General features: G+C 35.9%; 19 protein-coding genes. 11 read left to right on the forward strand and 8 right to left on the reverse strand.

Features of this window, described 5'->3' with window-relative positions; all coding sequences use genetic code 11:
• The first annotated feature begins 47 nt into the window (after nucleotides 1–47).
• A complete protein-coding gene (locus IPJ80_10665; GenBank protein MBK7913948.1) occupies nucleotides 48–452 on the forward strand; it encodes a hypothetical protein in 405 nt (134 codons plus the stop codon).
• Between the two features lie 123 nt (nucleotides 453–575).
• Here the strand turns inward: IPJ80_10665 and IPJ80_10670 are convergent, their stop codons facing one another.
• From IPJ80_10670 to IPJ80_10685, 4 genes are all read right to left on the reverse strand, one after another.
• The gene (locus tag IPJ80_10670) at nucleotides 576–1,544 is read right to left on the reverse strand and encodes a hypothetical protein (protein ID MBK7913949.1); all 969 of its coding nucleotides are present in this window, start codon (nucleotides 1,542–1,544) and stop codon (nucleotides 576–578) included.
• A gap of 119 nt (nucleotides 1,545–1,663) precedes the next feature.
• Nucleotides 1,664–2,413 (reverse strand): T9SS type A sorting domain-containing protein, encoded by a 750-nt coding sequence (locus IPJ80_10675; protein MBK7913950.1) that lies wholly within the window; start codon nucleotides 2,411–2,413, stop codon nucleotides 1,664–1,666.
• 9 nt (nucleotides 2,414–2,422) lie between these two features.
• A complete protein-coding gene (locus IPJ80_10680) occupies nucleotides 2,423–3,832 on the reverse strand; it encodes a DUF1501 domain-containing protein (protein ID MBK7913951.1) in 1,410 nt (469 codons plus the stop codon).
• A 7-nt stretch (nucleotides 3,833–3,839) separates the two neighbouring features.
• Nucleotides 3,840–5,666: a DUF1800 family protein gene (locus tag IPJ80_10685; protein MBK7913952.1), complete on the reverse strand. Its 1,827-nt coding sequence runs from the start codon at nucleotides 5,664–5,666 to the stop codon at nucleotides 3,840–3,842.
• A 412-nt stretch (nucleotides 5,667–6,078) separates the two neighbouring features.
• Here IPJ80_10685 and IPJ80_10690 point away from each other — a divergent pair, with 412 nt between their 5' ends.
• Nucleotides 6,079–9,606, forward strand: a complete 3,528-nt coding sequence (locus tag IPJ80_10690; GenBank protein ID MBK7913953.1) for a hypothetical protein — start codon at nucleotides 6,079–6,081, stop codon at nucleotides 9,604–9,606.
• 333 nt (nucleotides 9,607–9,939) lie between these two features.
• Here IPJ80_10690 and IPJ80_10695 read toward each other — a convergent pair whose 3' ends face one another.
• The gene (locus IPJ80_10695) at nucleotides 9,940–12,411 is read right to left on the reverse strand and encodes a DNA translocase FtsK 4TM domain-containing protein (GenBank protein ID MBK7913954.1); all 2,472 of its coding nucleotides are present in this window, start codon (nucleotides 12,409–12,411) and stop codon (nucleotides 9,940–9,942) included.
• A 259-nt stretch (nucleotides 12,412–12,670) separates the two neighbouring features.
• On the opposite strand from IPJ80_10695, the gene IPJ80_10700 reads away from it, so the two are divergent.
• Both IPJ80_10700 and IPJ80_10705 read left to right on the forward strand, forming a co-directional pair.
• Nucleotides 12,671–13,831 carry a saccharopine dehydrogenase NADP-binding domain-containing protein gene (locus IPJ80_10700; GenBank protein ID MBK7913955.1) on the forward strand — a complete coding sequence of 387 codons (1,161 nt, stop codon included), beginning with the start codon at nucleotides 12,671–12,673 and terminating at the stop codon, nucleotides 13,829–13,831.
• A gap of 156 nt (nucleotides 13,832–13,987) precedes the next feature.
• Entirely contained in the window at nucleotides 13,988–15,760 is a 1,773-nt protein-coding gene (locus IPJ80_10705) for an acyl-CoA dehydrogenase family protein (GenBank protein MBK7913956.1), read from the forward strand.
• Nucleotides 15,761–15,779: 19 nt separating this feature from the next.
• On the opposite strand, the gene IPJ80_10710 is transcribed toward IPJ80_10705, so the two are convergent.
• A complete protein-coding gene (locus IPJ80_10710) occupies nucleotides 15,780–17,423 on the reverse strand; it encodes a glycosyltransferase family 39 protein (GenBank protein ID MBK7913957.1) in 1,644 nt (547 codons plus the stop codon).
• Nucleotides 17,424–17,934: 511 nt separating this feature from the next.
• Between IPJ80_10710 and IPJ80_10715 the strand changes: the two genes are divergently transcribed.
• From IPJ80_10715 to IPJ80_10745, 7 genes are all read left to right on the forward strand, one after another.
• The gene (locus IPJ80_10715; protein ID MBK7913958.1) at nucleotides 17,935–18,522 is read left to right on the forward strand and encodes an SRPBCC family protein; all 588 of its coding nucleotides are present in this window, start codon (nucleotides 17,935–17,937) and stop codon (nucleotides 18,520–18,522) included.
• 89 nt (nucleotides 18,523–18,611) lie between these two features.
• Complete coding sequence (locus IPJ80_10720; protein ID MBK7913959.1) at nucleotides 18,612–19,895, forward strand: TolC family protein; 1,284 nt, start codon at nucleotides 18,612–18,614, stop codon at nucleotides 19,893–19,895.
• Nucleotides 19,892–20,878 (forward strand): efflux RND transporter periplasmic adaptor subunit, encoded by a 987-nt coding sequence (locus IPJ80_10725; GenBank protein MBK7913960.1) that lies wholly within the window; start codon nucleotides 19,892–19,894, stop codon nucleotides 20,876–20,878. The genes IPJ80_10720 and IPJ80_10725 overlap by 4 nt, the downstream gene beginning before the upstream one ends.
• 3 nt (nucleotides 20,879–20,881) lie before the next feature.
• The gene (locus tag IPJ80_10730) at nucleotides 20,882–21,808 is read left to right on the forward strand and encodes an ABC transporter ATP-binding protein (GenBank protein ID MBK7913961.1); all 927 of its coding nucleotides are present in this window, start codon (nucleotides 20,882–20,884) and stop codon (nucleotides 21,806–21,808) included.
• Nucleotides 21,801–22,547 (forward strand): ABC transporter ATP-binding protein, encoded by a 747-nt coding sequence (locus tag IPJ80_10735; GenBank protein ID MBK7913962.1) that lies wholly within the window; start codon nucleotides 21,801–21,803, stop codon nucleotides 22,545–22,547. The genes IPJ80_10730 and IPJ80_10735 overlap by 8 nt, the downstream gene beginning before the upstream one ends.
• Entirely contained in the window at nucleotides 22,547–23,656 is a 1,110-nt protein-coding gene (locus tag IPJ80_10740; protein MBK7913963.1) for an ABC transporter permease, read from the forward strand. Before IPJ80_10735 ends, IPJ80_10740 begins: the two co-directional genes overlap by 1 nt.
• Nucleotides 23,657–23,659: 3 nt before the next feature.
• Nucleotides 23,660–24,778 (forward strand): ABC transporter permease, encoded by a 1,119-nt coding sequence (locus tag IPJ80_10745; protein MBK7913964.1) that lies wholly within the window; start codon nucleotides 23,660–23,662, stop codon nucleotides 24,776–24,778.
• 5 nt (nucleotides 24,779–24,783) lie between these two features.
• On the opposite strand, the gene IPJ80_10750 is transcribed toward IPJ80_10745, so the two are convergent.
• Together IPJ80_10750 and IPJ80_10755 are read right to left on the reverse strand one after the other, a co-directional pair.
• Nucleotides 24,784–25,566, reverse strand: coding sequence for a hypothetical protein (locus tag IPJ80_10750; GenBank protein MBK7913965.1), 783 nt, complete (start codon nucleotides 25,564–25,566; stop codon nucleotides 24,784–24,786).
• A 66-nt stretch (nucleotides 25,567–25,632) separates the two neighbouring features.
• On the reverse strand, nucleotides 25,633–26,034 hold the full coding sequence (locus IPJ80_10755; GenBank protein ID MBK7913966.1) for a CBS domain-containing protein: 402 nt from the start codon (nucleotides 26,032–26,034) through the stop codon (nucleotides 25,633–25,635).
• Nucleotides 26,035–26,039 lie beyond the last annotated feature (5 nt).

A 26,039-nucleotide genomic window follows, 5' to 3' on the forward strand; every position in this document is an offset into this window, starting at 1 on the left:
TGGGTTTATATTCGTTATTTATTTAGTAGCATGTAAATACTTACAACATGAAGAAAATCATTTTCTATTTACTTTTATTGGGTGTAATGGGAGGAATCTCATGCAACAAGGATACTACTGCAACGAATGTGCAATCTGCACTTAGTGATAAAAAATGGATGCTGGTTTCAATTAAAGTTAATGGACTAGACGTAACCAATGATTTTCTAGATACCTGCGATCTGGATAATTTTAATGTATATGCAACCAATAATATCCTGGAATTGCATCAGGGTATAATTAAATGCGATGTTTCAGATCCTGACATTTTATATACAAATTGGAAATTATTGGGAAACGATAAATTTATCGAGCAAGACAGCGTGATTTATTATTTAACACACCTCGATGAGAATAATTTGATTCTTGGTTTTTCGGACTTTGTTGAAAATATTAAATATCGAAAATTTTAGTATAGTCGGAGAATACTTAAATTGAATGCGATTATAATATTATTTAATTTCTGATAATTGCACAAAAGAGCTGCTCGTTATTTTGAGGTGGGGTAGAGTTGATTTTTTAATGTTTCTTATCAATTACCGATGAATACGATTGTATTCATGTCTTAAATTTTCTGGGACGCCATCGACTGGCTCCGGTGGATTTTCAAAAACAACTTCAGGAAATAATTTTGTTTGAAATCCTTCAAAATCCCGTGCCCATTCTTTGTGATTGTACACACAAACAGGCAAACAGGCAGAGCAGTAATAATGTGAAGCAAAATAGGGAAAGCATTTACCGGTATCAACAACATAGCGATCTAAACCGATATGATCTTTACCAGCTTCCGGTGATCTTTGATCTGGGATCGCTTTGGCGGGACAATAAATTCGGCATGCTTTACATATATCGCAAAATTTTCCTATACCTGCATCAATTGGGCTGTCGCATGCAAGATCAATAGAACAAATTACGCTACCCATTCTAAAAAGCGGACCCAATGCTGGATTAATAATTGAACCGTGTCTACCCAATTCACCAAATCCTGCCTTTAATCCAATGGGAATATGCAAAATATCACTGTCGCCGATCGGATGCTCTATTTTGCAGGAATATCCTAAACTTCGAATGAAATTTGCCAATTGAATAACGGTTTCTCCCAGACTGTGATATACGCGTAAACATTCAATGGCGCTTTCCTGAGAAGGTACTACCTGAAATTTTCGCCACAACATGCGTTGCCCAACTGCTATAGCATGCGTATGGTGTACCGTTTTTCCCCGATAAATATCACTGGGTTCAATTTTGCATATTCCTACAAGATCGGCTCCAAATTTACGGGCATGGTCTTTTATTAAAACTGCAGCTTCTGAGTTTGAATTAAATAAGGTTTTGACTGGATTTATTGCTCCTTCAAAACGTTTGTATTGTTCCTCATAAATTTGTTGGAGGATTTGATCTACTTCTTCAATTTTAATTTTTCGCCCACCGATTTGTCCATACCAGGCATCCCAATTAAATGGAGGTGGAGATTCAGGAGCTGCATAAATTGGAATTGAGTTCAATTATCAAGTAACAATTAGAATTCAATAATAAAGACTTTATATATAGCAAATCAAATTATTACATGGATCCATTCTCAAATCATTTTAAGCCAATTGAAAAATCAGGCTATAAAAATGATTTAAATTTTAATTAGTTGCTTTCTCGTTATAAGATTTCCTTGCTTGCAAGTTAATAAATATGCACCTGCCGTCCACCGTTGAGTTGCAATTCGAAGACTTTGATGCCCTTTGTTGAGTGACACTTGTTCTGAATGAATAATTCTGCCAAACCAATCAGCAATTTGAATTTCCAAAGGTTCATCTGAATTGCTGTTAAATTCAAGTCGGGTTGCTATGGAAAATGGATTGGGTTCAATTTTAATATCTAAATTAGTTGCAGGTGTTTCTTCATCCTCATTATCTGTGATCACATTAATTTTCTCAGCTGAAAAACGGATTTCTGCAAAACCAGAACAGCTTCCACCATAATTGTTTAAACCACTGATTAAAACATAACGTGCTTTTGGAATGACAACGTCTGTCCAGTCCATGCCTTCATACCGATTGGTGCCTTCAGCTTTTAGCAGGCTAAAGGTTCCAGCATTCGACCATAAAATACTATCTACAGAATAGTCAATCAATACATCTTTCATTCCCCAGTTTAACCGATCCGGATCATTGATATTCCAGAATTTTATTTTATCAATTTCGTATTGGTTTTTTAAATCAAACAAAATCCAGTGTCCTGGTTTATTGACCGGGTTAGGGTTTTCTTTTTCCTGACAAGAAACCCATGCATCAAACCAATTGGTTGAATGGCGGTCTGGAAAACACTGTGCATTCAGTTCAAGACAAAATACAATATTTATAAAAAGTATAATTTTTTTCATAGCTACAATTTAAATTTTTAAGAAACCAATAGGAGCTTTACCGGAATTCGGATCATAAAAATGTCCGATGTTTGGAAGTACATACGAAAGATCAGATGCTTGTACACCCATCCATAAAGCCAATTCAGCAAAATACTGATCGACTGAAGTAGTTGGTATCATAATGCCGTCATAAACATTCAAATCACTGTTGGAAGCAAGCAATGGAAATTTTCCATAGATCTTTTTTCCATTCACAGCACCACCCATCACCATAGCATTTCCACCCCAGGCATGATCCGTTCCATTTCCATTTGAAATAAGTGAACGTCCAAATTCTGAAGCAGTAAATGTGGTAACCTGATTAGACAAATTCAATTCTTCCATGGCAGCGTTAAATTGTGACAGCGCACCATCTACAATTCCCAACATGTCGTTCTGATTGTTTAACACTTCATCATGATGATCCCAACCATAAAAGTTTACAAAAAATATCTGACGCTTAAATCCTAATTCTTCATGTACTGAAATCGTCCGCGCAATCATATTAAATGCCTGTGAGATATCATTGTCCGTAAATTGCGTTTGGAGTGTAGGGGCCTTTTCTAATGCTCCAGTGAATTTTATATGACCATCTCGGGAACTCCGCACTACATCGATATAAGTTTTTTGAAAAATATCTTTGTATTCGTAATCCAGCATGGTATCAATAGCAGAAGTACGAAGTATATTAAACTGATCGTAGGTGTTGTCCGGTCTATAACCATTGATACCTATACTGCCATAACGAGGATCTATTGCAAATTCAATGGTCTCGTTTCCGGTTTGATACAAATTAGTTCCTGCAAGTGAAATATTCATACTGATTTCAGTAGCAGAGTTCATGTCGCGAATTAAATCAGACATGCGTCCACCCCAGCCGGAAGTTGATCGTTTATCTGCTAATGAAGATTGCCATTGAATGGATTGATCGGAATGTGATAGTAATCCTAAAGGTAATTTAACAGTATTGTTATAAAATCCATCTTTGGTAGTTGGCTCCAATAAGGTTCCAACATTTGAAACAAAAACCAATTTTCCATCTTCATGCATTTTCTGACATTCTTTAAGTGCAGGATGCAATCCGAAAGTTCGCCCGGGTGTATTATTTACTAATATCGGAAGTAATTCAGATTTAGGCAAGGCCAGGTTGGATCTTGTTTTAGCATAATCATTGTATTCCTTATTGCCCATTGGTACGATCATATTGTAGGAATCATTTCCCCCAGAAAGCATGAGACAAACCAATGCTTTGTATTGAGGATCCATCATCGAACTGGATGCTGCCAAGGCATTGATTCCTTTTAAATGGATCAGTGAATTCATTATGGATGTGTAGCCAAGCGCAGCACAACTGACTTGTCCTACAAATTTTCTTCTTGATAGTTTATGTTGACTCATGTTGTTTTTATTTAAAGATGGCGTAATCGGGTGAAATCATCATTAAGTATAAAGCCATTCGTACCCTGGATTCCCGATAACTTCCGGTTATAAATTTGCTGATTGTTTCTTTAATAATCCCACGGGTACGATCACTGAGATTGCCATGGGTTAATAAAATATCCAGACGGTTTACCAGCACTTCCGGTTCTGCGGCGAGATCTTCCAGTTCATTTAACATTAAAATGGTATAGGGATCATCCCGCTCCCAACTGTACATTACGTAATCATAAACAGCCCAATTATTTACCTGATTGATAAATCCGATGCTGGTTCTGGAATTGTGAATTTGAAATTCAGGACCATATAAACCTGCTTTGTCAAGTTCACCTTTAGGTCTATAAAAAGGAGAGTAAAAATTAAAAACAGTTGGAGCTGCTAATGGAAGCTGGCCGGTACTTGTAAAAAATTCATAACCAATATTCCAAAAACGATCATAGTATTGCTCGATATCCATTGCAGAAGTAAAATGAGCATATCGCACAATAGGCTCCCGCAATTGACCATTTTCTGCATCGAGCATCCAATCACAATCCCTTGCTTCAGGGTCCAATAAAATGGCTTTAATTACTGCTCCCATATTTCCTCGGACTCCATTTCCATCATCATTAAAAACGGTTGTTATGCGTTCAATATATTCTGGAGAAGGATTGGATTTAATCAATCGCTGAATTAATTGTCTGCCTATAAAAGGGCCAACATTGGGATGATTAAATAAAAAAGTAACAGCATCTTGAATGTCTTTCATTCCTGTTTGACCAGTTGGAATAATACTTCCATCAAGCATTATTTTTTCGCCGGGTTCATGCCAGAATTCATACATCCGCATCGGTTTGGTCATGTCTGCAAGATAAATGCCCATGCCAAACACAGCAGTATCAGTATACATGTTAGGAACAACTGCACCCAGCCCCAATCCGGTAAATACTTTTGCTAATTCTTTAATGTCTTTTTGGTCATAACTAGGTATGGCTTGTCCAAGACTGTCAAGTTTTAAACTTCCATCCGGATTCAGTTCGCTGAGTCCAATAGAAAAAAGTTGCATGATTTCACGGGCATAGTTTTCATCCGGGCGTGTGTTTTCAATGCTGTCGGTTTTCGGATTGTTGAGATGACTTAAATAAAAACCCATCGTTGGATGGAGGCTTATAGCCATTAAGATGTCTTTAAAATTTCCGAAAGCATTTCTAGACATGATGTCGTAATAACTGGCCAACCCTTCACCAAATCCTTGCAAGTCAGAATCCAGAGAAATTACAAAAATTTCGCTTAAAGCCAACGCAACACGCTGCCTTAATCGGTCTTGGTTTTTTTGATGTGCAGTCCACCAGGCATATTGAAAATGAATCCAATTGGGTGTAAGGGCAATACTTGCCGAATCTCCGCCGGTTGAAAAATGCCAATCCAGCACTTCGTGGTGTGCATCCCTGGTTTCTTTTAAAAAATTGGTCGCAGGTAATTTTTGCTGCTGATCGATCCAATCTGCAAAATCAAGCCCTGCAAGATTTTGAATGTCATTGTAACCGGCACCCATGCCCGACTGAAATAAAAATCGACTGGCATTCAGTACGTCAAACAGCATACCCTGGCCGTTAATGGTTGCAGCGGGCGGACAACTGTCCGGACGATTGCGGGGTTTCCAGCTGTCGCTGCTGTATACTTTGATGTCACTGCCAGAGGAGCCACCCAAAATCTGCTTTTGGGAAAATCCACTCTGATAAAAGAAGCAGCAACATAAAAATCCAAAAAGTAAATTGGTTTTCATCATGTTGATATTCGAATGTTGATGCTTCAAAATTAATGAGCTTGCATCGGGAATCCTATTTTTAATGCAAAATATTGACAAAAATCAGGGTAAACCCTGAGTGGGAATCAGGGTAAACCCTGATTCAGAATTAAATTTTGATTCAAGATTTTGAGGTCCAGTATTATTTTCTATTTTTGTATCTCAACTCGTCTGTAATTTCAATTTCTTATTATTTAATTGAAACAGAGATGCTATTTAGTTAGGTAATCCCTAAGTTGATTAGCACTATTTGATGCTTTTATACCGAGTTTCATTGAATTATAATTTATTTAAGAGTAATTCTACTTCAAAAAACGTTTTAGCAATTTAATGTTTTTTTTGACATTATTTTATTTATTTAATTTTATAATCCTTAATTCTTATTTTTATCTCGTCTTTATCACCCACAAAAAAATCAATTATGAGAATCTTTATTCCCGTATGTTTATTCTGGTGCGTATTACTTTTTAATACAACATTAAGTGCCCAAAATTATGAACGATTGAACGGACCTTATGGCGGAGGAGCTAAGGTTTATGAAGGTAGGAATGGCGTGTTGTTTCAACGATTGTTTGAAACGGACGCGCTGTGTGTTTTATTTAAGTCGATCGACGGGGGCGAAACCTGGAAACGAATGCCCACACCTCCGGCTCGTCAAAATACAGATCCATTCACCGTTGGCTATAATGGAAATCTTTATTGTGCAGTAGGCAGGAAATTATATGTTTCAACCAATGATGGACAATCCTGGGCCAATCTCAACGTTCCGGTAACTGATTTCATCACTTGCGTAAATACACTGCCGAATGGGACCCTTTTTGTTGGACAATATGATCAATTGTATCGTTCAGAAAATAATGGCCAAAACTGGGATAATTATGCACTTACAGGGATCGCAGCTATTTATTACAATGCCTTTTCAACCCAAGTTTATGCCATTAATGATGGGATGATTTATGTTTCTTTAAATAATGGTCAAACCTGGAATCCATTTTATTCAAATTCATTTGGTAATGGAAATAAGGAAATCATCGCTTCAGACAATGGATTCGTTTTTGTTTCCGGTTCAGGGGTAGTATATAAATTAGATCAAAATGGTAATTTGCTTAAAATCATTGATTTAGTTGGTTCCGGGATTTCTACCGTTGACATAGCCCTTTCAAAAAATGGCAGGTTATTTCTATTTGAATTGTATCGCTCATACTATTCGGATGACTATGGCGAAAATTTTCAATCATTATTTACATCACAAAGCTCTTTTAGATATTTAGAATCGTTTACTGCAACTCAAGATGGAGATGTATTTGCACTTACGTATTCTGGCAGTCTTTATCGATCCGATGACAATGGGAAACATTGGAATTTTTCGGCAACTGGTGTAAATTTTGCAAGCCCTCTGGAGGTAGATTTTATTTCCGAATCAAAAATATTAGCCCTGACAGTAGATGGTCTTTTTTATTCAGAGGATGGCGGACTTCAATGGAGTTCATTGTTATTTGGAGAATTTGACATTGAAAACGCCGCTAAATTTGAACGAATCCAGGTAGTTACTAGCGATTACTATTTTTTAAATAATGATGGCATCTATTATTATTCAGATGTAAATGCGAGTGGCAAAAAAATTAAAAACAGTAATTATGGAGTTGGAAATAAGATTTACTACCATCACGCAACGAACACCTTGTATTTTCTTGAAAACGAAAAATTATATCGATCTCCGGATCAAGGTAAAACCTGGATAGCCATTTTAGGAGTGGAAGGAATTGACCTTAGAATTTTTCCAGATGGCTCCTTGCTAATCTTAGGTCGAGATGGGGTATTTCGCTCCGTCGATCAAGGATTAAATTGGTCTTTTGTGTTTCCGGGTGGAGACCTGATTGCCAATCAAATTTTAGGCGACGGTTTTTCAAATGCTTTTATGTTTTATCCGGATCCTTTAGGCAGTGGATTGATTCGTTCCAATGATCAAGGCATCACCTGGGAACAAGTCAATTTATTAAATGGCAATGGAAATTTACTTTTTAATGCAAACAGCGGACAAGCATGCAATAATATTACGAGTCTTTTTTCAGCGAGTCTGACGGGTGAAGTCTATACGTCAACTAACCAGGGGGCCACATTTGATGTGTATCTTGATTTAAAATATGATTTAAGTGCATTGTCTGTTTCTCCCGCCCAGAAATTGTATATGTTGACTGTAAAAAATGGGCTCTATCGAACCCGCACTTCAACCAGTTCGACAAAATTACTTACAGGCAATGTATTTGACGATGCAAATAAAAATTGCATCAAAGACAATGGTGAAGTTGCACTTCCTAAACGAATCGTAAAAGTTGAAAACGGTATTAATATTAATTATGCGTATACCGATGCATTTGGAAATTTTCGCTTCCCAATTGACAATGGGGATTATCAATTTAATGTTCCTTCAAACAATAACTATTGGAATTCGTGTTTGAAATCTATAAGCGCAAGTAACTATAATTTAAAAGACACCTTGTATCTGGGACTGCAAGCATTGAGCAATTGTCCGTTTATGGAAGTCGATATTCAAACTCCATTTTTAAGAAGGTGTTTTGAATCAGATATCTATGTATATTATAAAAATTCAGGAACCGTCGCAGCTAAAGATGCCTACATGGATGTAGTGTTGGATACCAATTTGATATTCATAAGTTCAGGAAAACCAGTTGCTAGTAAAAATGGAAACGTATATCGATTTTTACTTGGTGATCTTGAAGAAAATACTTCTGGGGCATTTACAATTCGAATCAAAGTTTCTTGTGACACCAAACTAGGAGATTTCCTTTGTGCAGAAGCACATGTATATCCGGATACAGCTTGTAATCAAACCGCCAGTGCCGACATTAAAACGACTGCATTTTGTTTAGGAGATTCGATTCAACTGCGTATAACAAATGTTGGAGCCGCTACCATGCTTGGTTCAAAAAAATGGATAGCCATGGATCAATCCATTTCAAATTTTAAAGCAGCAACCATTGCTTCCGGACTGTTTTTCTTGGATGCTGGTCAGGAGTTGAATATTACGATTCCGACAGCTTCAAGAGTATTATTTATAGCTGAACAGGATGATTCAAACCCATATAAACAAGCCTCACGCACTGAAATTAGATCGTGTTCATTAAATCCAGTTCCGGGAGCTCCTGATTTTAGAATTGATAATCTCGATGAAGGCGAGCCTTATATTTCAAAGTTTTGCCTTCAAGTTCGGGGTAGTTTTGATCCAAACGATCTCACCGGCTATCCAGTTGGTTTGTCGGACAGAAAGTATATTGATCAAACCCAGGAATTGGAATACATTATCCGTTTTCAAAATACGGGCACGGATACTGCATTTAATGTCCGAATCGCCAATCAAATCCCAATTAATCAGCTAGATTTAACTACGCTTGCTTTAGGAGCCTCGTCGCATCCATATCAATTGTTGATTGATCCAACGGGAAAACTGAATTTTAGTTTTCAGAATATTTTATTACCCGATTCAGTGATTGATCAAAAGGCTTCTCATGGATTTGTTAGTTACAAAATAAAACCAATACAGAAACTTGGAAATGGAATTAAAATTGAAAACGAGGCATTTATTTATTTTGACTTTAATGATGCGATAAAAACCAATAAAGATTTTCACACAGTTGGTATTCCGATTCAGGTAAAACTGATCAATCCTGTTCTAATTGACAATTTGCAATTTAGTATACAACCAAATCCAATGGTGCAATCCTCACAACTGAAATGGAATAATTTTAAGAAGGGTGAATTGTTTACTTTAAGTTGCCTCGATCTTACCAACAAGACATTATGGACTAAAGAATTTGAGTCAAATACAATTCAGATTGATCGGGAAAATTTAACTCCTGGAATTTATTTGATGATGCTTCGAAATGCAAAGGGTGAAATGCTTGGAGTAGATAAATTGATTGTAGAATAGGCTTACTGATTCGTTAAATGAAATTATAAATTTTCTAACCACTTTTACTGTATTTATTAATTGTTAGAAAATTGTTTTGAACTCCATTGAAAGGGGTAGGGGATTAATATTGTATGCATCAATAACTTTCAAAGTAGCAGCTGGTTCAATGTAAAAGTTTGATAAGAGCAAAAGAGTAATTCAATACTTAAAATAGCGTCGTCGTTATAAATAATCAGGATAAAAAAAGCCCCTGTGGTCAGCAGGGGCAAAAATCTACTATCATTCTCAGTTGGAAAATCAAAAAAGATCTTCGAGAGTCTTTAGTCGTATGGTGTAGTAATCTGTTTTATTTTAGCGTTTCAATTTCGATAGGATATTGTCCAATTCCGGTTCAGTAAAAACCAATACTTCTCTTGGTTTGCTTCCTTCCCCGGTGCTTACAATTCCAAGGCTTTCAAGTTGATCCATGATGCGACCTGCACGATTGTATCCAAGTTTCATTCGGCGTTGAATCATGCTGGTACTTCCATGTTGAGATTGAACGACAAGGCGTGCAGCTTCAAAAAGGTTTTCATCTAAATCGTTTATATTTATGGATGAACCGCCATTGTCATTGTCGTTTTCGTCGCCTTTATATTCAGGAAGCAGGTAGGGTGTACCGTAACTTTGTTGGTTTCCAATAAATTTAATTACCCGTTCAACTTCCGGTGTGTCAACATATGCACATTGCAAACGAATCATATCGGAACCTACATTAAACAGCATATCTCCACGTCCGATTAAGCGTTCGGCGCCTCCGTAATCCAAAATGGTACGAGAGTCAATGTTGGAAGAAACTTTAAATGCGATTCTTCCCGGAAAGTTTGCTTTAATCAAACCGGTTATAATTTTAACTGAAGGCCTTTGGGTTGCAATAATTAAATGGATACCTACAGCACGAGCCAATTGTGCTAAACGACCCAGGGGCATTTCAACTTCTTTACCTGCAGTCATGATTAAATCTGCAAATTCGTCAATAACCAGCACGATGTAAGGCAAGTACTTATGTCCTTTTTCAGGGTTTAATCTGCGTTTGGTAAATTTGTCATTGTACTCCAGAATATTTCTGACCCGAGCCATTTTTAATAAACCATACCGTTGATCCATCTCAATGCACAACGAATTGAGTGTATAAATTACTTTGGAGTTATCCGTGATAATGGCTTCATCAGAATTTGGCAATTGAGCTAAAAAGTGTTTGCTGATTTCAGAATAAATTGGCAACTCTACTTTTTTAGGATCTATTAAGACCAACTTCACTTCAGATGGATGTTTGCGGTAAAGCAAAGACATCAGGATGGCATTGATCCCTACAGATTTTCCCTGACCTGTTGCACCTGCAATTAACAGGTGAGGCATTTTGGTAAGATCCGCAACGATTACTTCATTTGAAATATTTTTACCCAGGGCGATGGGCAACTCTAATTTTTGATCATTAAATCGTTCTGAGCGAAGCAGTTCTTTTAAAGCGACTGTCTGCCGATTTTTATTTGCAACCTCAATCCCGATCGTGCCTTTGCCGGGAATGGGTGCAATAATTCGAATGCCTTGAGCTGATAAACTTAAAGCGATATCATCTTCAAGACTTTTAATTCTTGAAATCCGTACACCAGGAGCAGGAACTATTTCATAAAGAGTTACCGTTGGCCCGATGGTTGCTTTTATTTTTTGAATTTCAATTTTATAATGTTGGAGTGTTGCAATAATTAAATTTTTATTGGTTTCCAATTCTTCGCGATCGATTTCAAATTTTTGATCCGAATAATCATGGAGTAAGTCAAGCTGAGGTGCTTTGTATCCTGAAAGATTTGCTTTGTGGTCATAAGGCGTAAGATCCTCAGCTTCCCAGCCGTCGTCATCTAATGAGACGGCTTGTGGGAAAAACTGATGATCACTTTGTTCTGTTGCTCTTACAGGGGGTTCCATTAGAAAATCAGTAGGATCTGGAATGGCAATTTCAAGGTCTGGTGTTTGGCTTGGTTTATCTTCTTTTGGTGCCAAAGATGCTAAAAGATCATCCTGGTCTGGATGTTCACTCCAGTCTACCATGATAGGTTTTTGCTGCGGTGTTGGATTTGGGGTAGTTTTTAAAAACTGCTCTGGATTGTGGCCGCCTTCATTCGAAACGTTTTGAAATGCGCTTTTAAAATTAAACCAATCCGCATTCCACATCGACGAAACCGCAGTGTGTCCAACCGCATCGGTTTGAAAGTTTTGCAAATTCGGGTTGTAATACCATACGACCAGGGCAATTAATCCAAAAACTAAACCCAAACCTGCTCCTATGGGGCCCATAATTCCTTCCATCCATAGACAATTTCGTGCGCCAAAAGCTCCTCCATAGGGGAAACTCCAATTTTGAAACACATAATAAAAGATCATAGATAAAAGAGACATGATCACCAAAGTATGGGTTGTGAATCTTAGGAAGGATAACCAACCGGATCTATGTAGAAACCGGAATCCTAAATGGATAAATATTGGCACTATGAGGAGGGCGGCAATGCCGAATCCATAATAAAATAAGAAATGCGAACTCAATGCGCCTAACTTACCTAAACTATTGGCAATGTTTACTTTAGAATTAAATAAGATGTGCCAGGAATAGCTAAAAATCTTATCCTGATCTGCTTTCCAGGTAAAGAAATAGGAAATAGAGGAAACCAGGATAAACAGAGCCATCATAAAACAGAGGATGGCAATAATTTTGGAGAGACGTTCATCTTGTAACCTGGCGACAAAGGATTGCCAGGCAGTCTCTTTATTCTTTTTTGACCGCGCCATAGGACTATAGTAGATTATATATTAATTCAGACGCTAATGTATGCGTTTTTTACATATTACACTAAAAAATTATTTATTTTTTAGTGTAAATCTGTATTTTAAATATTATAAATATTAATAATATGTTTTAAAATTTCATATATATAAATATAATAATGTGTAAACCTAATGTATTCAATCCCTTTTATATGTTAATTGTTCCCAAGTTTGGCTCGCGCTAGGTTGGCATTTTTAATTTTGCAGTCTAAATCGATTGAACATGTATATAAAACACAAAGTGATCATTGCCGGAGCTGGTGGAATTGGACGTGCTGCAGGCTTGATTATGGCTGAACAACCTGATTTTGATTGTGAAATTTTTATTGGAGATATCCAACTTGATATCGCTGAAGAAGCGTGTCAATGGATTCAAAAAGGGGCCTCCAGTCTGGTTAATATTGAATCGTTTGAAATAAAACAGGATGTGGTCTCTGAACATATGGACTACATTTTAAAATCGGCGGACATTCTATTGGACTGCCTTCCGGGTTCAGAAGCACCCAAAATGGCTGCTTTTGCAAAAAAATACAAGTTGCACTACGTAAATCTTACCGAGTATGTAGATGAAACCAATCAAATTCTTGAATTAGCAAAAGATGCTGAAACCGGTTTTATCTTACAATCGGGTCTGGCTCCAGGATATGTGAATATTCTTGCCAATCATTTATACAAGGATTTTGTGTCACAGTATGGGGATCAACAGGTAGACCAAATTGCTATGAAAGTAGGAGCTTTGACACGTATTACTACCAACCCGCATTATTATGGGTTTACCTGGAGTCCAATTGGCGTTGCAACAGAATATGTAAAAGATGCCATTGTAATTCGCAACGGAATTAAAACAACCATTCCCTCCCTTACAGAAACAACCGATATATTAATAGACGGCATTCATTATGAAGATGATTTTACCAGTGGAGGGGCTGCTGATTTACCGGATTATTTTTCAGGAAAGGTTCGCAACCTGGATTATAAAACCATTCGTTATCCAGGGCATTACCAATGGGTTAAAAATCAGTTGGCCGAAATCGGATCGCAAGCACATCCTGAAATTGCACTGTTAGATAAAATGAAACAAGTTATCCCCAATGTTGATGAGGACCTTATCATTCTATATGTTGGGATTACTGGAAAGGATGCTTCGGGTTCCATTCGCATCAAGGAGCGTAGTCTTCGCATTGAACCTTCTTTTGTGGGAAGCCATAAATTAAAAGCCATCCAAACAACCACAGCTGCTCCTATGTTGGAAGCTGCCAGAATGTTATTATCTGGAAAGTATAAAGGTCCAATGTTACAATCTCAAATTGATACACAGGAATTCTTATCAGGTTCTTTCGTTCAAATGGTTTTTAATCAAAAGAAATACAGAGAATTAGTTTAAGCACATTCCTTTAAGCTCTTGTTTGTTCCTGAATACACCATTCAAAAAACAAATAATCAATCAGGCTTTCTAAAAATACCTGCGGTGCTGTACATCTAATTGCAGCTATTTTCGTTTTATTAATACGGATGGTTTTTCCGATTAATAAGATCAAACATGAGTGAGTTGCTATTAAATGGTGGTGAATTTTTAATTAAGGACACTGATTTTAATTTGAATTTTATTCCGGAAGATCTCAATGAAGATCAGGAAATGATCCGTCAATCTGTACGAACTTTTGTTGAACAGGAAGTTTTAGCTCGAGGGAATGATATAAACGAACAAGTTTCACTCTTGCAGGAGGCTGCTTCATTAGGTCTATTGGGTTCACATATCCCGGAACATTATGGCGGGAATCCCCTAGATACATTTAGTAATACCCTCATATCTGAAGAACTGGGTAGAGGTGAAGCTTCATTCAATACAACACTAGCTGCTCATACAGGCATTGGTATGCTCCCTATTTTCTATTTCGGTTCGGAAGCACTTAAATTGAAGTATTTGCCGGGTATGTGTAACGGATCCATTAAAGCTGCTTATTGCCTGACAGAACCGGGATCAGGCTCCGATGCGCTCGCTGCTAAAACTCAAGCCGTTTTAACAGATGATAAAAATGCCTATTTAATAACAGGTCAAAAAATCTGGATCACTAATGCAGGCTTTGCAGATGTATTCATCGTTTTTGCACAAGTCGATGGAACTAAATTTACAGGATTCGTTGTAGACAGCCACTTGCCTGGAATTAGTCTTGGAGCAGAAGAGCATAAACTCGGAATTAAAGGCTCATCAACACGACAAGTGTATTTTGATAAAGTAATCGTTCCGGTTTCTAACATTTTGGGAGAAATTGGAAAAGGACATCTAATTGCTTTTAATGTGTTGAACATTGGTCGATATAAATTGGGCACAATTTGTATGGGGGGTACCAAACGCTTGTTAGAAATGGCAATTCGCTACGCTAACGAACGGCAACAGTTTGATCATCCAATTTCCAGTTACGGAGCCATTCAGTTTAAATTAGCGGAATCAGCCATACGCATCTTTGCATTGGAGTCAACCGTTTATCGGGTTGCAGATCTAATGGAAGATCGAAAAATAGTTTCAACCCAATCAGGTAAAGATGCCGCAACAGCCATGTTAACTTCTGCAGAAGAATATGCAGTTGAATGTGCAATCATTAAAATCAGCGGATCTGAAATTATAGATTATGTTGTTGATGAATTAATCCAAATCCATGGAGGTTATGGGTATAGTGAAGAATATGCACCTGCAAGAATCTATAGAGATACCCGGATAAATCGAATTTACGAGGGTACCAATGAAATTAATCGGATGTTGATCATCAACATGATTTTACGCCGAACCCTAAAAGGCCAATTGGACCTGGTGGGACCTGCCTGGGAAGTACAAAAAGAATTGACAAGTTTGCCTTCTATGAATCTTTCTGATGAAGACTATGCTTTGGAAATCAGAAGTATTAAGGATTTTCGTAAGATGGTACTCATGGTAGCCGGGGCAGCGGTAAAGTATCAAATGGATGGAAAGCATGATCTTAAAACGCAACAGGAAATATTAATCAATGTCGCAGATATGATCATCGATTTATATCTGGCTGAATCAATTGTTTTAAGGATTCAAAAACTAAAAGGGAAATACCCTGAAAAGTTGACAGATTTAAATGAATCTGCAATGAAAGTTTTTTTCTGGGATGCACAAGCAAGACTTGTAAAAAATGGACAAGATGCCTTGACTTCATTTGCAAGTGGTGATGAACTTCGAATCATGTTACTTGGAATAAAGCGTTTTTCCAGATACGAACCGGTCAATGTTAAAGCTCATCGACGTAGAATTGCAGAAGCACTCATCGTGAAAAAATCGTATTGTTTCTAAATTTATCTTCAGATTAAATTTAATTGGGCTTGTCCAACTTTGCGAGATACAAGCTGTCTTTTAACCAAAAGTCATAAAATCGAAAATAAATTTGAATTGGCTGATCTCTGAAATCATATTTATGTCCAATGTAAAATGTTTGATCTTTTAAGACTGAATCAAATTGCATGATATGCTTATTGGACTTTGTAATGTAATAAGGTATTTGATAAGGCAATAGGGGTGCTGTTTCCAGTTTTGAGTCGGTAAGTTCGAATTTCCCTAAAAATAAATTTGTATGAATCTTATTTGATTTGCCATAAAGGTGGATAGGTTCTGATTTTGTAATTTCTAATATTTCAGCAATTGTAGGTCGAAATAATCTGGACTCAATTTGAGGTATTGCGGGTAGATAAAATACATTTAAAGCAATCCTGAAAAGGGCCATTGACAAAATTAAATAATAGATTTTTAATTCATTTGTTTGAGAATAGGCATATAAAATACCTGCAAAGACACAAAGGGCGATAACTGACTTTAAAAACAAATGGGGTATAGCACTTAGGTTTGGCACAAAATTTAAAATCAAAGGGGCCAAGGTCATGCATCCGAGGATGATGAATCCAGAGACTTCAAACGTTTTCCTGAATTTTGAACGTTCGGGATGATTCAAATAATGATATGCAAGAATGCTTAAAATCAATATGTAAAATAAATAGAGATAGCGACTTTTGGTTTCTCCGCTAAGCCAATATATGGGCATATTGCAGGCTAAAAATAAACATGCAAATTTTAAGAAAGAATTCGAAAATAAGTTAATCCATACATGGCGCTTCCATATAAATAATAATAGCAGTGACCAAGGAAATAAAAAGCGTACCAGTTTAAGTGGAAAATTTATTAGATTCATTATGATTTTGTGAAACCGACTTCCAAAACCAGTTCGCTGTGAACTTTCTTCAAACAAACGAATGATATAAGAAAAAACGGTGGCACCTTCTCTTAAGTAATACAAGTAATAATAGGTAAAAACTGGAATTGCAAAACAACAAATTGCAACGAAATGAACTGGTTTAATTAGATTTTGCCATTTCTTGGTTTGTATACAAAGTGCTATGATTCCAAATCCTTGATAAGCAATTGCTGGAAAACCTTTAGTTAAAAACCCGACTGATGCTGCTAAATAGGATAGTATTAGTAACCAGGAATTATTTTTGTGAAAATAACTAAAAAGTGAAATGACCTGAATATAGCTTATCAGACAATAAAAAAAATCAATTTCACCCGAATTTAAACTCCCATAAAATAATAAATCAGCAGAGCTTAAATAAAATAATGAAGATAATAATGCGGCTTCAAATCCAATATGTTTTTTACTTATTAAAAAATGCAATAAGGCAGCAGTTACAAATGACAATAGGGAAGGCAATCGAACCACCCATTCATCAAATGAACCAAATAAACTAAAGAAAAAAGTGAGAACCCAACTGAATAATGGGGGTTTATTGTAATAGTTATACGAGTTCAAATGTGGGACCACATAGTCTTTGGTCAAATACATCTCGATAGCAGTAGCAGCACGTCTGGGTTCTTCTGCTCGCAGCTCGAGGGTGTAAAGATTTGAGAATAGCCCAAAAGCTAAACAAGCAACAATTAGTAGAATTAGTTTACTTTTTATCTCCATGGAGCGGATTGTAAAAACTGCTACAAGATCTGTTTTTTTTAGTATTTTAAAGCTATTATTAAATTTAATAAATTAATTGATTCTCAATTCAATGTGATTTTTTTATAATAGACCTTGCATAAAACAGTATGGGTTATAGGTGCTTTTAAAGAAGATTATGGGATTTATACTAATCCACTCCCAAATTTAAGTACGAACATTGCCATTGGTTTAAAAATCTGTCAGTACAATTCAGGTTTGAATCTTAATTTTGGTTCATTCCTGGGTTGTTTTATAGTGCGTTTATCATGAATCTAAATTAGTTCTGAACAAGGCCTACAACCTTGAATGAGTTTATGGGCTATTTATTAGTTATGATTTCTGGATTGCTATCCATATAGATTCAATAAAACAATTCATTTAATAAATGATATCTGTTTTAGAAATTCTGATCCTGTATCTATAAACTAATTATTAACTTGTGGTAAAAATAGAATTGACTGGTTTTTAACTAATATTATTTATCTAATTTATGAATTATTTATCTGGATTTTCAAAATTATTTCTCATTTTATTAATCGTTTATTTGTTAAGTGCGTTTTTTGCTAAATCAAATTTTAAAGTGGAGCGAACCAGAGTGGTTCAGGCTTCACAAAAATTGGTTTACAATCAGATAGGCATTCTTAAAAATTGGGAAAATTGGTCAATCTGGCAAGAGAAAGATCATTCCATCCAGTATACATTTGAAGGAAAGGATGCTGAAAATGGTGCGGTTATGCATTGGAAAGGGGATCCAGAAAAATCCGGAACAGGTTTAATAGAGATTATCCAGGCAGATCCACCTTACTCAATGGTCTATAAATTGAAGGGCAAGCTTCCTTTTTCAATTCAATCAATGGGATCCTTTATACTTTCTGCTGAAAATTCTAAACGAACTACTGTCCTATGGACTGATCATGGACAAATTCCTTTTTTATTAAGGCCTGTGTTGATGTTTATCGATGTGGAAGCAATTATGGCACCGGATATGGAAAGAGGATTCTTTAAAATAGATTCTATTTGTTCAAGCTTCCAGAATCAAATTCAATTGATCATGCATCAGGATAGTTTGAAAATTTAGAATATTGGTTAATAATTCTCGATTAATGAAGCAGAAAACATTTTGCATTTATACTTGTTAGTAAATTTGTACTTTTAAGCAATACGATAATGACTTATTCCTTGCGTACGATTGTTTTATTAGGCCTAAGTTTATTCTGTCATTGTGATCAGATGGTTGCTCAGGCTGTTAAAATTAATTTGGATTCCTGTCTTATTTTAGCTCGCAGAAATTACCCTCAAATAAAACAGTTGGACCTCCTCGTCAAAACGGGTGAAACAACGGTTACTATTCTAAACAAAGCCTGGTTACCACAGGTTAATGTCAATGCACAAGCTTCATACCAATCAGATGTTACAAGTCTTGATATCAATATTCCCGGGTTTCCAACTCCGGATCCACTGAATAAAGATCAATATAAATTTTATGCTGATATCGGGCAGATTATTTATGATGGAGGCAGTATAAATTTACAAAAAAAAATAACCCGGGCGAATGCTAAGCTTGAAATAAGTAAAGTTGAAACAGAGCTTTACAAATTAAACGATCGAATATTGCAATTATACTTTGGAATATTGCTCAGTCAGTTCCATCAAAAGAGTTTGGATTTACTTGAGAAGGATCTGGTCGAGCAAATCAATAAAGCTACAGTGGCTTATAATGCCAAAACTATTGCTGCTAACACACTTTATTTAATTCAAGCAGAAAAACTGAAATTGGATCAACGGCGTATTGACGTGAATTCGCAAAAGAATCAATTGCTTCAAATGCTTAGTGTTTTTATTAATAGAAATTTAGAAGCAAATGCTGAATTGATTGAACCTCCGAACCCCATATTAAGTCCGGTAATTCAGAGACCTGAGTTGCAATTGGTTGATCAACAGATTTATTTATCAAATTTACAATTAAAGCTTAATCGTTCGAAATCAATTCCTAAGATCAATCTTTTTGGTCAATTTGGATACTCCAATCCTGCATTGAATTTTTTAAAAAATGAGTTCCAGCTCTATTACATAGGTGGAATTAAATTGAACTGGAATTTTTCGGCTTTGTATCAATATCGAAGTGAAACTAAAGTATCAATTTTGAATAAAAATTTGGCTGAACTTCAACGGGAAAGCTTTTTGTTTAATACCAGACTCAATTTGATGCAGCAAAATCAGGATATTCAAAAATATGTCCAGCTTTTAAAATCCGATAAGGAATTAATTGAACTTCGTATAAAAATTAAAAATGCCTCCAGATCGCAATATGAAAATGGGATCATAACGGTAAGCGATTATTTGCGTGAATTGAATGCGGAAGAACAGGCCAGAACAACAGAATTTATTCATAAGGTTCAGTTTCTTCAATCTCAATATTTGTTTTACTATTATTCAGGAATAAATTTATGAAGCAGTACGGTACTAAATTCGCAATAATTATTTTAGTTTGCTTTTTGCAGGCATGCAATCAAAATGGCTTGCAAAGGGATGCCTCCGGAGTATTTGAATCCGATGAAATTATTGTGTCATCTGAAGTGATCGGTAAAGTAATTGAATTTAATGTGGAAGAAGGTTCTGAATTGCAAAAGGATTCGGTAGTAGGAAAAATTGACCCGATTCAATATGAATTGCAAAGTGAACAAATTGCATCATCAATTAAGGCAATGGATAGTAAAACCTTATCCGCCGTTCCTCAAGTGCAAATTTTGCAAGCTCAAATGGAATCGCAGGAAGAGCAAATAAAAGTATTGCAATTACAATTGAAAAATGCTTTGTATGAAAAGGTCAGACTGGAGAAACTTGTTAAGGCAGATGCAGCACCTGGAAAGCAATTAGATGATTTAACTTCACAAATTGCAATATTAGAGCAACAGATTAAAACCGCTCAGAGTCAGGTAACTTTAATTAAACAGCAAATTCAATCGCAGAAGGACTTAATTAAAATTCAAAATCGTGCAATTACCAGTGAGAAGGAACCCCTTGAAAAAAGAAAGGCAATGGCAGATGACTATTTGAAAAAAGCGTTAATTAGAAATCCAATGAAAGGAACGCTATTGACTAAGTATATTCATGAGGGAGAAGTTGTCACTATTGGAAAAGCAATTTATAAATTGGCAAATCTCGATGAACTTTATTTAAGAGCGTATATTACGGGAAGTCAATTGACTCAAATAAAACTTAATCAAGAGGTTAAAGTATATGTTGACGATGCATCTTCGGTTGTAAAAGAGTTTCCTGGAATTATAAGTTATATCAGTGACAAAGCTGAATTTACTCCAAAAACCATTCAAACTAAGGACGAAAGGGCCAATTTGGTATATGCTGTTAAAATTCGCGTTAAAAATGATGGGTACCTCAAATTAGGTATGTATGGTGAAGTGAAATTTAATTAAGAGATGACTGCAATTGAAGCAATTGGCATTTCAAAATCATACCGATTTAAAAAGCAGGAAGTTAAAGCACTTGTAGATATTAATTTGCAAATTTCAAAGGCTGAATTATTCGGTTTGATCGGACCGGATGGATCAGGAAAATCAAGCCTGATTCGTATTTTAAATACCTTGCTATTGGCTGATAAGGGAACAGGATATGTTGATGGCTTAAATATAGTTGACGATTTTGAAGAAATTCGAAAGCGAATAGGGTATATGCCGGGCCGGTTTTCATTATATCAGGATTTAACAGTAGAGGAAAATTTGCAGTTCTTTGCTTCGGTGTTTAATACCACCATTAGCACGAATTATTCTTTAATAAAATCAATTTATCAGCAGATTGAACCATTTAAGCATCGTCGGGCAGGCCAGCTTTCTGGAGGAATGAAACAAAAACTTGCTTTGTCCTGCGCACTGATTCATAGACCTTCTGTTTTATTTCTGGATGAACCAACTACCGGTGTAGATGCTGTTTCTAGAAAGGAATTTTGGGATATGCTTAAAGAATTACAGTCAAACGGGATAACTATCTTAGTTTCGACACCCTACATGGATGAAGCAGCTTTATGCGATCGGGTCGCATTGATTTTAGATGGAAGCTTGTTTAAGGTGGACAAGCCTGCAAACATTGTTGATGATTTTGAACAAAAATTATTTGGTGTTCGGGCAAAAGATATGTATCGTCTAATTCAAGATTTAAAGTCATGGCAATTCGTTTATTCTTGCTATGCTTTCGGAGATAGTTGTCATGTAGTTTTTAAAAATCTAACTGATGAAATAGTTTCTTGTAAAGCCTATTTGACTTCATTGCATCACGAATACATTGAAATAGTTCAAATTAAGGCTGGAATTGAAGATTGTTTCATGGATCTAATGAAAAAAAGTGCCTGAAAATTATTTGATCGAAGTTACAAATCTAACTAAAAGATTTGGAGAATTTACTGCTGTTGATAACATCAGCTTTAATGTAAAGCAAGGTGAAATATTTGGATTTTTAGGGGCCAACGGTGCAGGGAAAACGACTGCGATCAAAATGTTATCGGGGTTATTGAATCCAAGTTCAGGAGAAGCAAAAGTTATTGGTTATGATGTAAAGACACAGGCAGAGCAAATTAAAAAAAATATTGGCTACATGAGCCAACGGTTTTCGCTCTATGAAGATTTGACTGTTTATGAAAACATGCGTTTTTATGGAGGAATATATGGATTGCGTACCAAGGAAATTAATTCAAAGGCAGATGATATTTTAAATTTTTTAAATCTGATAAATGAAAGAAATGTTTTGGTAAAATCGCTTCCACTTGGATGGAAACAAAAACTGGCATTTTCAATTTCAATTTTACACAATCCACCACTTGTATTTTTGGATGAACCAACCGGTGGAGTAGATCCAATTACGCGACGTGAATTTTGGGAGTTAATTATGGAAGCTTCTCACAGAGGGACAACCATATTTGTCACCACGCATTATATGGATGAAGCCGAGTATTGCAACCGGGTATCAATCATGGTTGATGGGAAAATTGAAGCATTGGGTGCCCCATTAGAATTGAGACAACAGATTGGCGTATCCAATATGGAGGCCGTTTTTTTAAATCTCGCTAGGAAATCTAGTCGCATTGAAGTATGATGAAGCAGTTTTGGATTTTTGTAAATAAGGAATGGCTTCACATCTTAAGAGATCGACGAACCTTATTGATTTTATTTGGAATGCCTATTGCTCAGATTTTAATCTTTGGATTCGCCCTTTCTAACGAAGTTAAAAACTCTAAAATTGCAATACTAGATCATGCTGCTGACGAGGTAAGTTATAAATTGATTGAACGCATTCAAGCTAGTAAATATTTTGAAATAGTAAGGGTGCTACACAGTGATTCTGAAATCGATCCTGCATTTAAGCAAGGGCATATTCGCCTGGTTGTAGTTTTTCCAAGCTCTTTAAGTGCCGATTTAAATCATCAGAATGATGTTAGTATCCAATTGATTTCTGATGCCTCCGATCCGAATGTCGGAACAACCTTGGTTAATTACATGAGTTCAATATTTAGTGATTATCAAAATGAATTGATTGCACTCAATAAATTGCCATATACGATTAAACCTGAAGTGAGAATGATCTATAACCCTCAATTAAAGGCTGCATATAATTTTGTGCCAGGAGTTATGGCTATGGTGCTTTTATTGATCTGCTCATTAATGACCTCTATTGCGATCGTCCGGGAAAAGGAAATGGGAACCATGGAAGTGTTACTCGTTTCCCCTTTAAGGCCTGCTTTGGTGATTCTTTCTAAAACCATTCCTTACCTTGTATTGTCGTTTATTAATATCTGCAGTATATTACTTTTAAGTTATTTTGTTTTAGGAGTTCCTGTAAAGGGAAATCTATTTTTATTATTGGCGGAGGGAATCCTTTTTATTATTACCTCACTTTCACTGGGGATGTTTGTTTCTTCAGTTGCAGCGACTCAAACGGCGGCTATGTTTGGCACGTTGGTGGGGTTATTTATGCCAACGTTGATGTTTAGTGGATTTATGTTTCCAGTAGATAATATGCCAATACCGTTACAAATGCTTTCAAACATAATTCCTTCAAAATGGTTTTTTAATATTGTAAAAGCCATTATGATAAAGGGTCTTGGTTTTTCAGCTATATGGAAAGAGACTTTGATTTTATTTGGAATGACCTGCCTGCTCTTTATTATTAGCATTCGAAAATTTGATAAGCGATTAACCCTTTAATTAATGCGAACCATTAAGTTCATCATACAAAAGGAATTCAGTCAGTTTTTTCGTGAAAAAACCAACATAAGAATGTTGTTGGTTATGCCTGTGATCCAATTGATATTATTACCATTGGCAGCAAATTATGAAGTCAGAAATATTCAACTGTGTGTAGTCGATCACGATCATTCAACCTACGTTCGTGAAATGATTCAAAAAGTTACTTCATCCGGATATTTTAAACTAAATTCTTATGTTGATTCCTATCACGAAGGATTAGAGCGAATGGAACATGATAATGTTGATATTATTTTGGAAATTCCTTCTGGATTTGAAAAGATACTGATACGGGAAAACGAAGCAGTTCTTTCAGCATCAGTTAATGCGGTCAATGGACAACGGGCTAGTTTGGGGGCACAATATTTATTGGCGATCCTGCGTGAATTTAATCGTGAAATCAGATTGAAATGGATTCAGTTTCCAAGGTTTAATCCGGTGCCTATTATAAAAATAGAACATTCATATTGGTATAATCCAATTATGAATTATAAGTATTTTATGGTGCCTGGAATTTTGGTTATTCTACTGACCATGGTAGGTGCAAATATGTCTGCTTTAAATCTTGTTCGTGAGAAAGAACTGGGAACGATCGAACAAATAAATGTTTCGCCCATAAAGAAATACCATTTTATTATTGGTAAATTAATTCCTTTTTGGATTATGGGACAAGTGGTTTTGACCCTTGGTTTATTAGTAGCACGATTAATTTACGGCATTGTACCGCTTGGCAGTATAGGATCTATTTATTTGTTTTCTTCTGCTTATTTATTTTGCATTTTAGGATTAGGTCTTTTGATTTCAACCTATGCAAACACACAGCAACAGGCAATGTTGATTTCATTCTTTGTAATGATGGTATTTATATTATTGAGCGGACTCTATACCTCAATTGACAGCATGCCGCTATGGGCTCAATTCATTACTAAAATTAATCCCATTGCCTATTTCGTACAAGTCATGCGACTGGTCATCATGAAGGGGAGTGGGTTGAAAGATATTTTACCACATATAGTAGCTATACTTGGGATGGCAACCGTTATAATACCTTGGGCTGTTTGGAACTATCGAAAAAGAAGTTGAGGATTTTATAATTTTCGAACAGCTTGTTCATTTGTAACATTAAGGATTGCCTCTGCCTGATAGGGCCAGGATTCAATTAGTTTATCATCAATTTCATCGAATTCTACCATCCATTTTCTTAAATCCTTTTTAGAGGTATTTTTTATTTGATCAAAACTGCGAATTCCTTTAGAAATTAATCGACTTTCAACATCTTCATCGATTCCTTTAATTAAATGCAATGGATCCGAAGGCTGAGCTTTCTGAGTATATTGTTCCATTTTTTCATCACCAATTATATTGCTTATAATCATTAGATGTTGATCTAAAATGGATTTAAGGTCAGCAACAATTTTGGAATCTCCGGATTCTGATTCTGACAATTTCTGATTTGTTTTTAAACGCAAGAGCTGTTGCTCGAGCTCAAATACTTTTAGTTCTAATTCCTGGTTTAAATTTTGAGATTGCTTGAGCGCTTGATTTGATTGTTCGAAATCAGTAATTAACGACGGATCTTCAAGTTTGCGCTTTACTTCAAGGTATTTCTCTTCTAATATAACATATTTGGATTTCCAGTCTTCATAAGCAACTTTATATGTTCTTTCTTGCTCAAGTGTTTGGAGAATTTTTTCATCAAGATCAAATTTTTCTTTGCGCAATTGATCGTAAATTAATCGTAATTCATTTTTATCACGAATAGCATCCCTTGCTTCCAAACGGAACTTGCTGGCAACGATCCACAAGGCGACGAGGGAACAAATTACCAGAATTCCAAAAAAAACGTATAAAAACACCGGTGCAATAGACATGTTAAGCTTGATCAGAATACATTGGAAGCCTAAATTTAAATTCAGGCTTCTTACTATAAATGCAAATTAAAATCTCTTTGGATATTCTCTGTTGTATTCGTAGCGCAATACATCAAAAGAAGTCACGATGCCTACCAGTTTTCCATTATCTACAACAGGCAATGCGTGAAATAAATGCTCCATAAATACCTCTGCAGCAGTCCCTACTTTATCAATAGGTTCAATGGTTGCCAGTATCTTAGTCATCACATTTCCAACTTTTGTGGTTGGATAATCCTTATGATCCACAGCTAATTTAAAAAGGTCATACGTGGTAATAATCCCAACCAACTTCATGTCATTTTCGACCACAGGAACGTGGTGAATCCGATTGTTGATTAGTAATTCTTTGACCTTCTGAAGTGTGTCTGTTGGACTTACACATATTACGTCCCGAACCATAATTTCCTGGACCGTTTCATTCATCATACATT

This window comes from Saprospiraceae bacterium (assembly GCA_016714025.1).
In the GTDB taxonomy this organism is placed as follows: Bacteria; Bacteroidota; Bacteroidia; order Chitinophagales; family Saprospiraceae; genus Vicinibacter.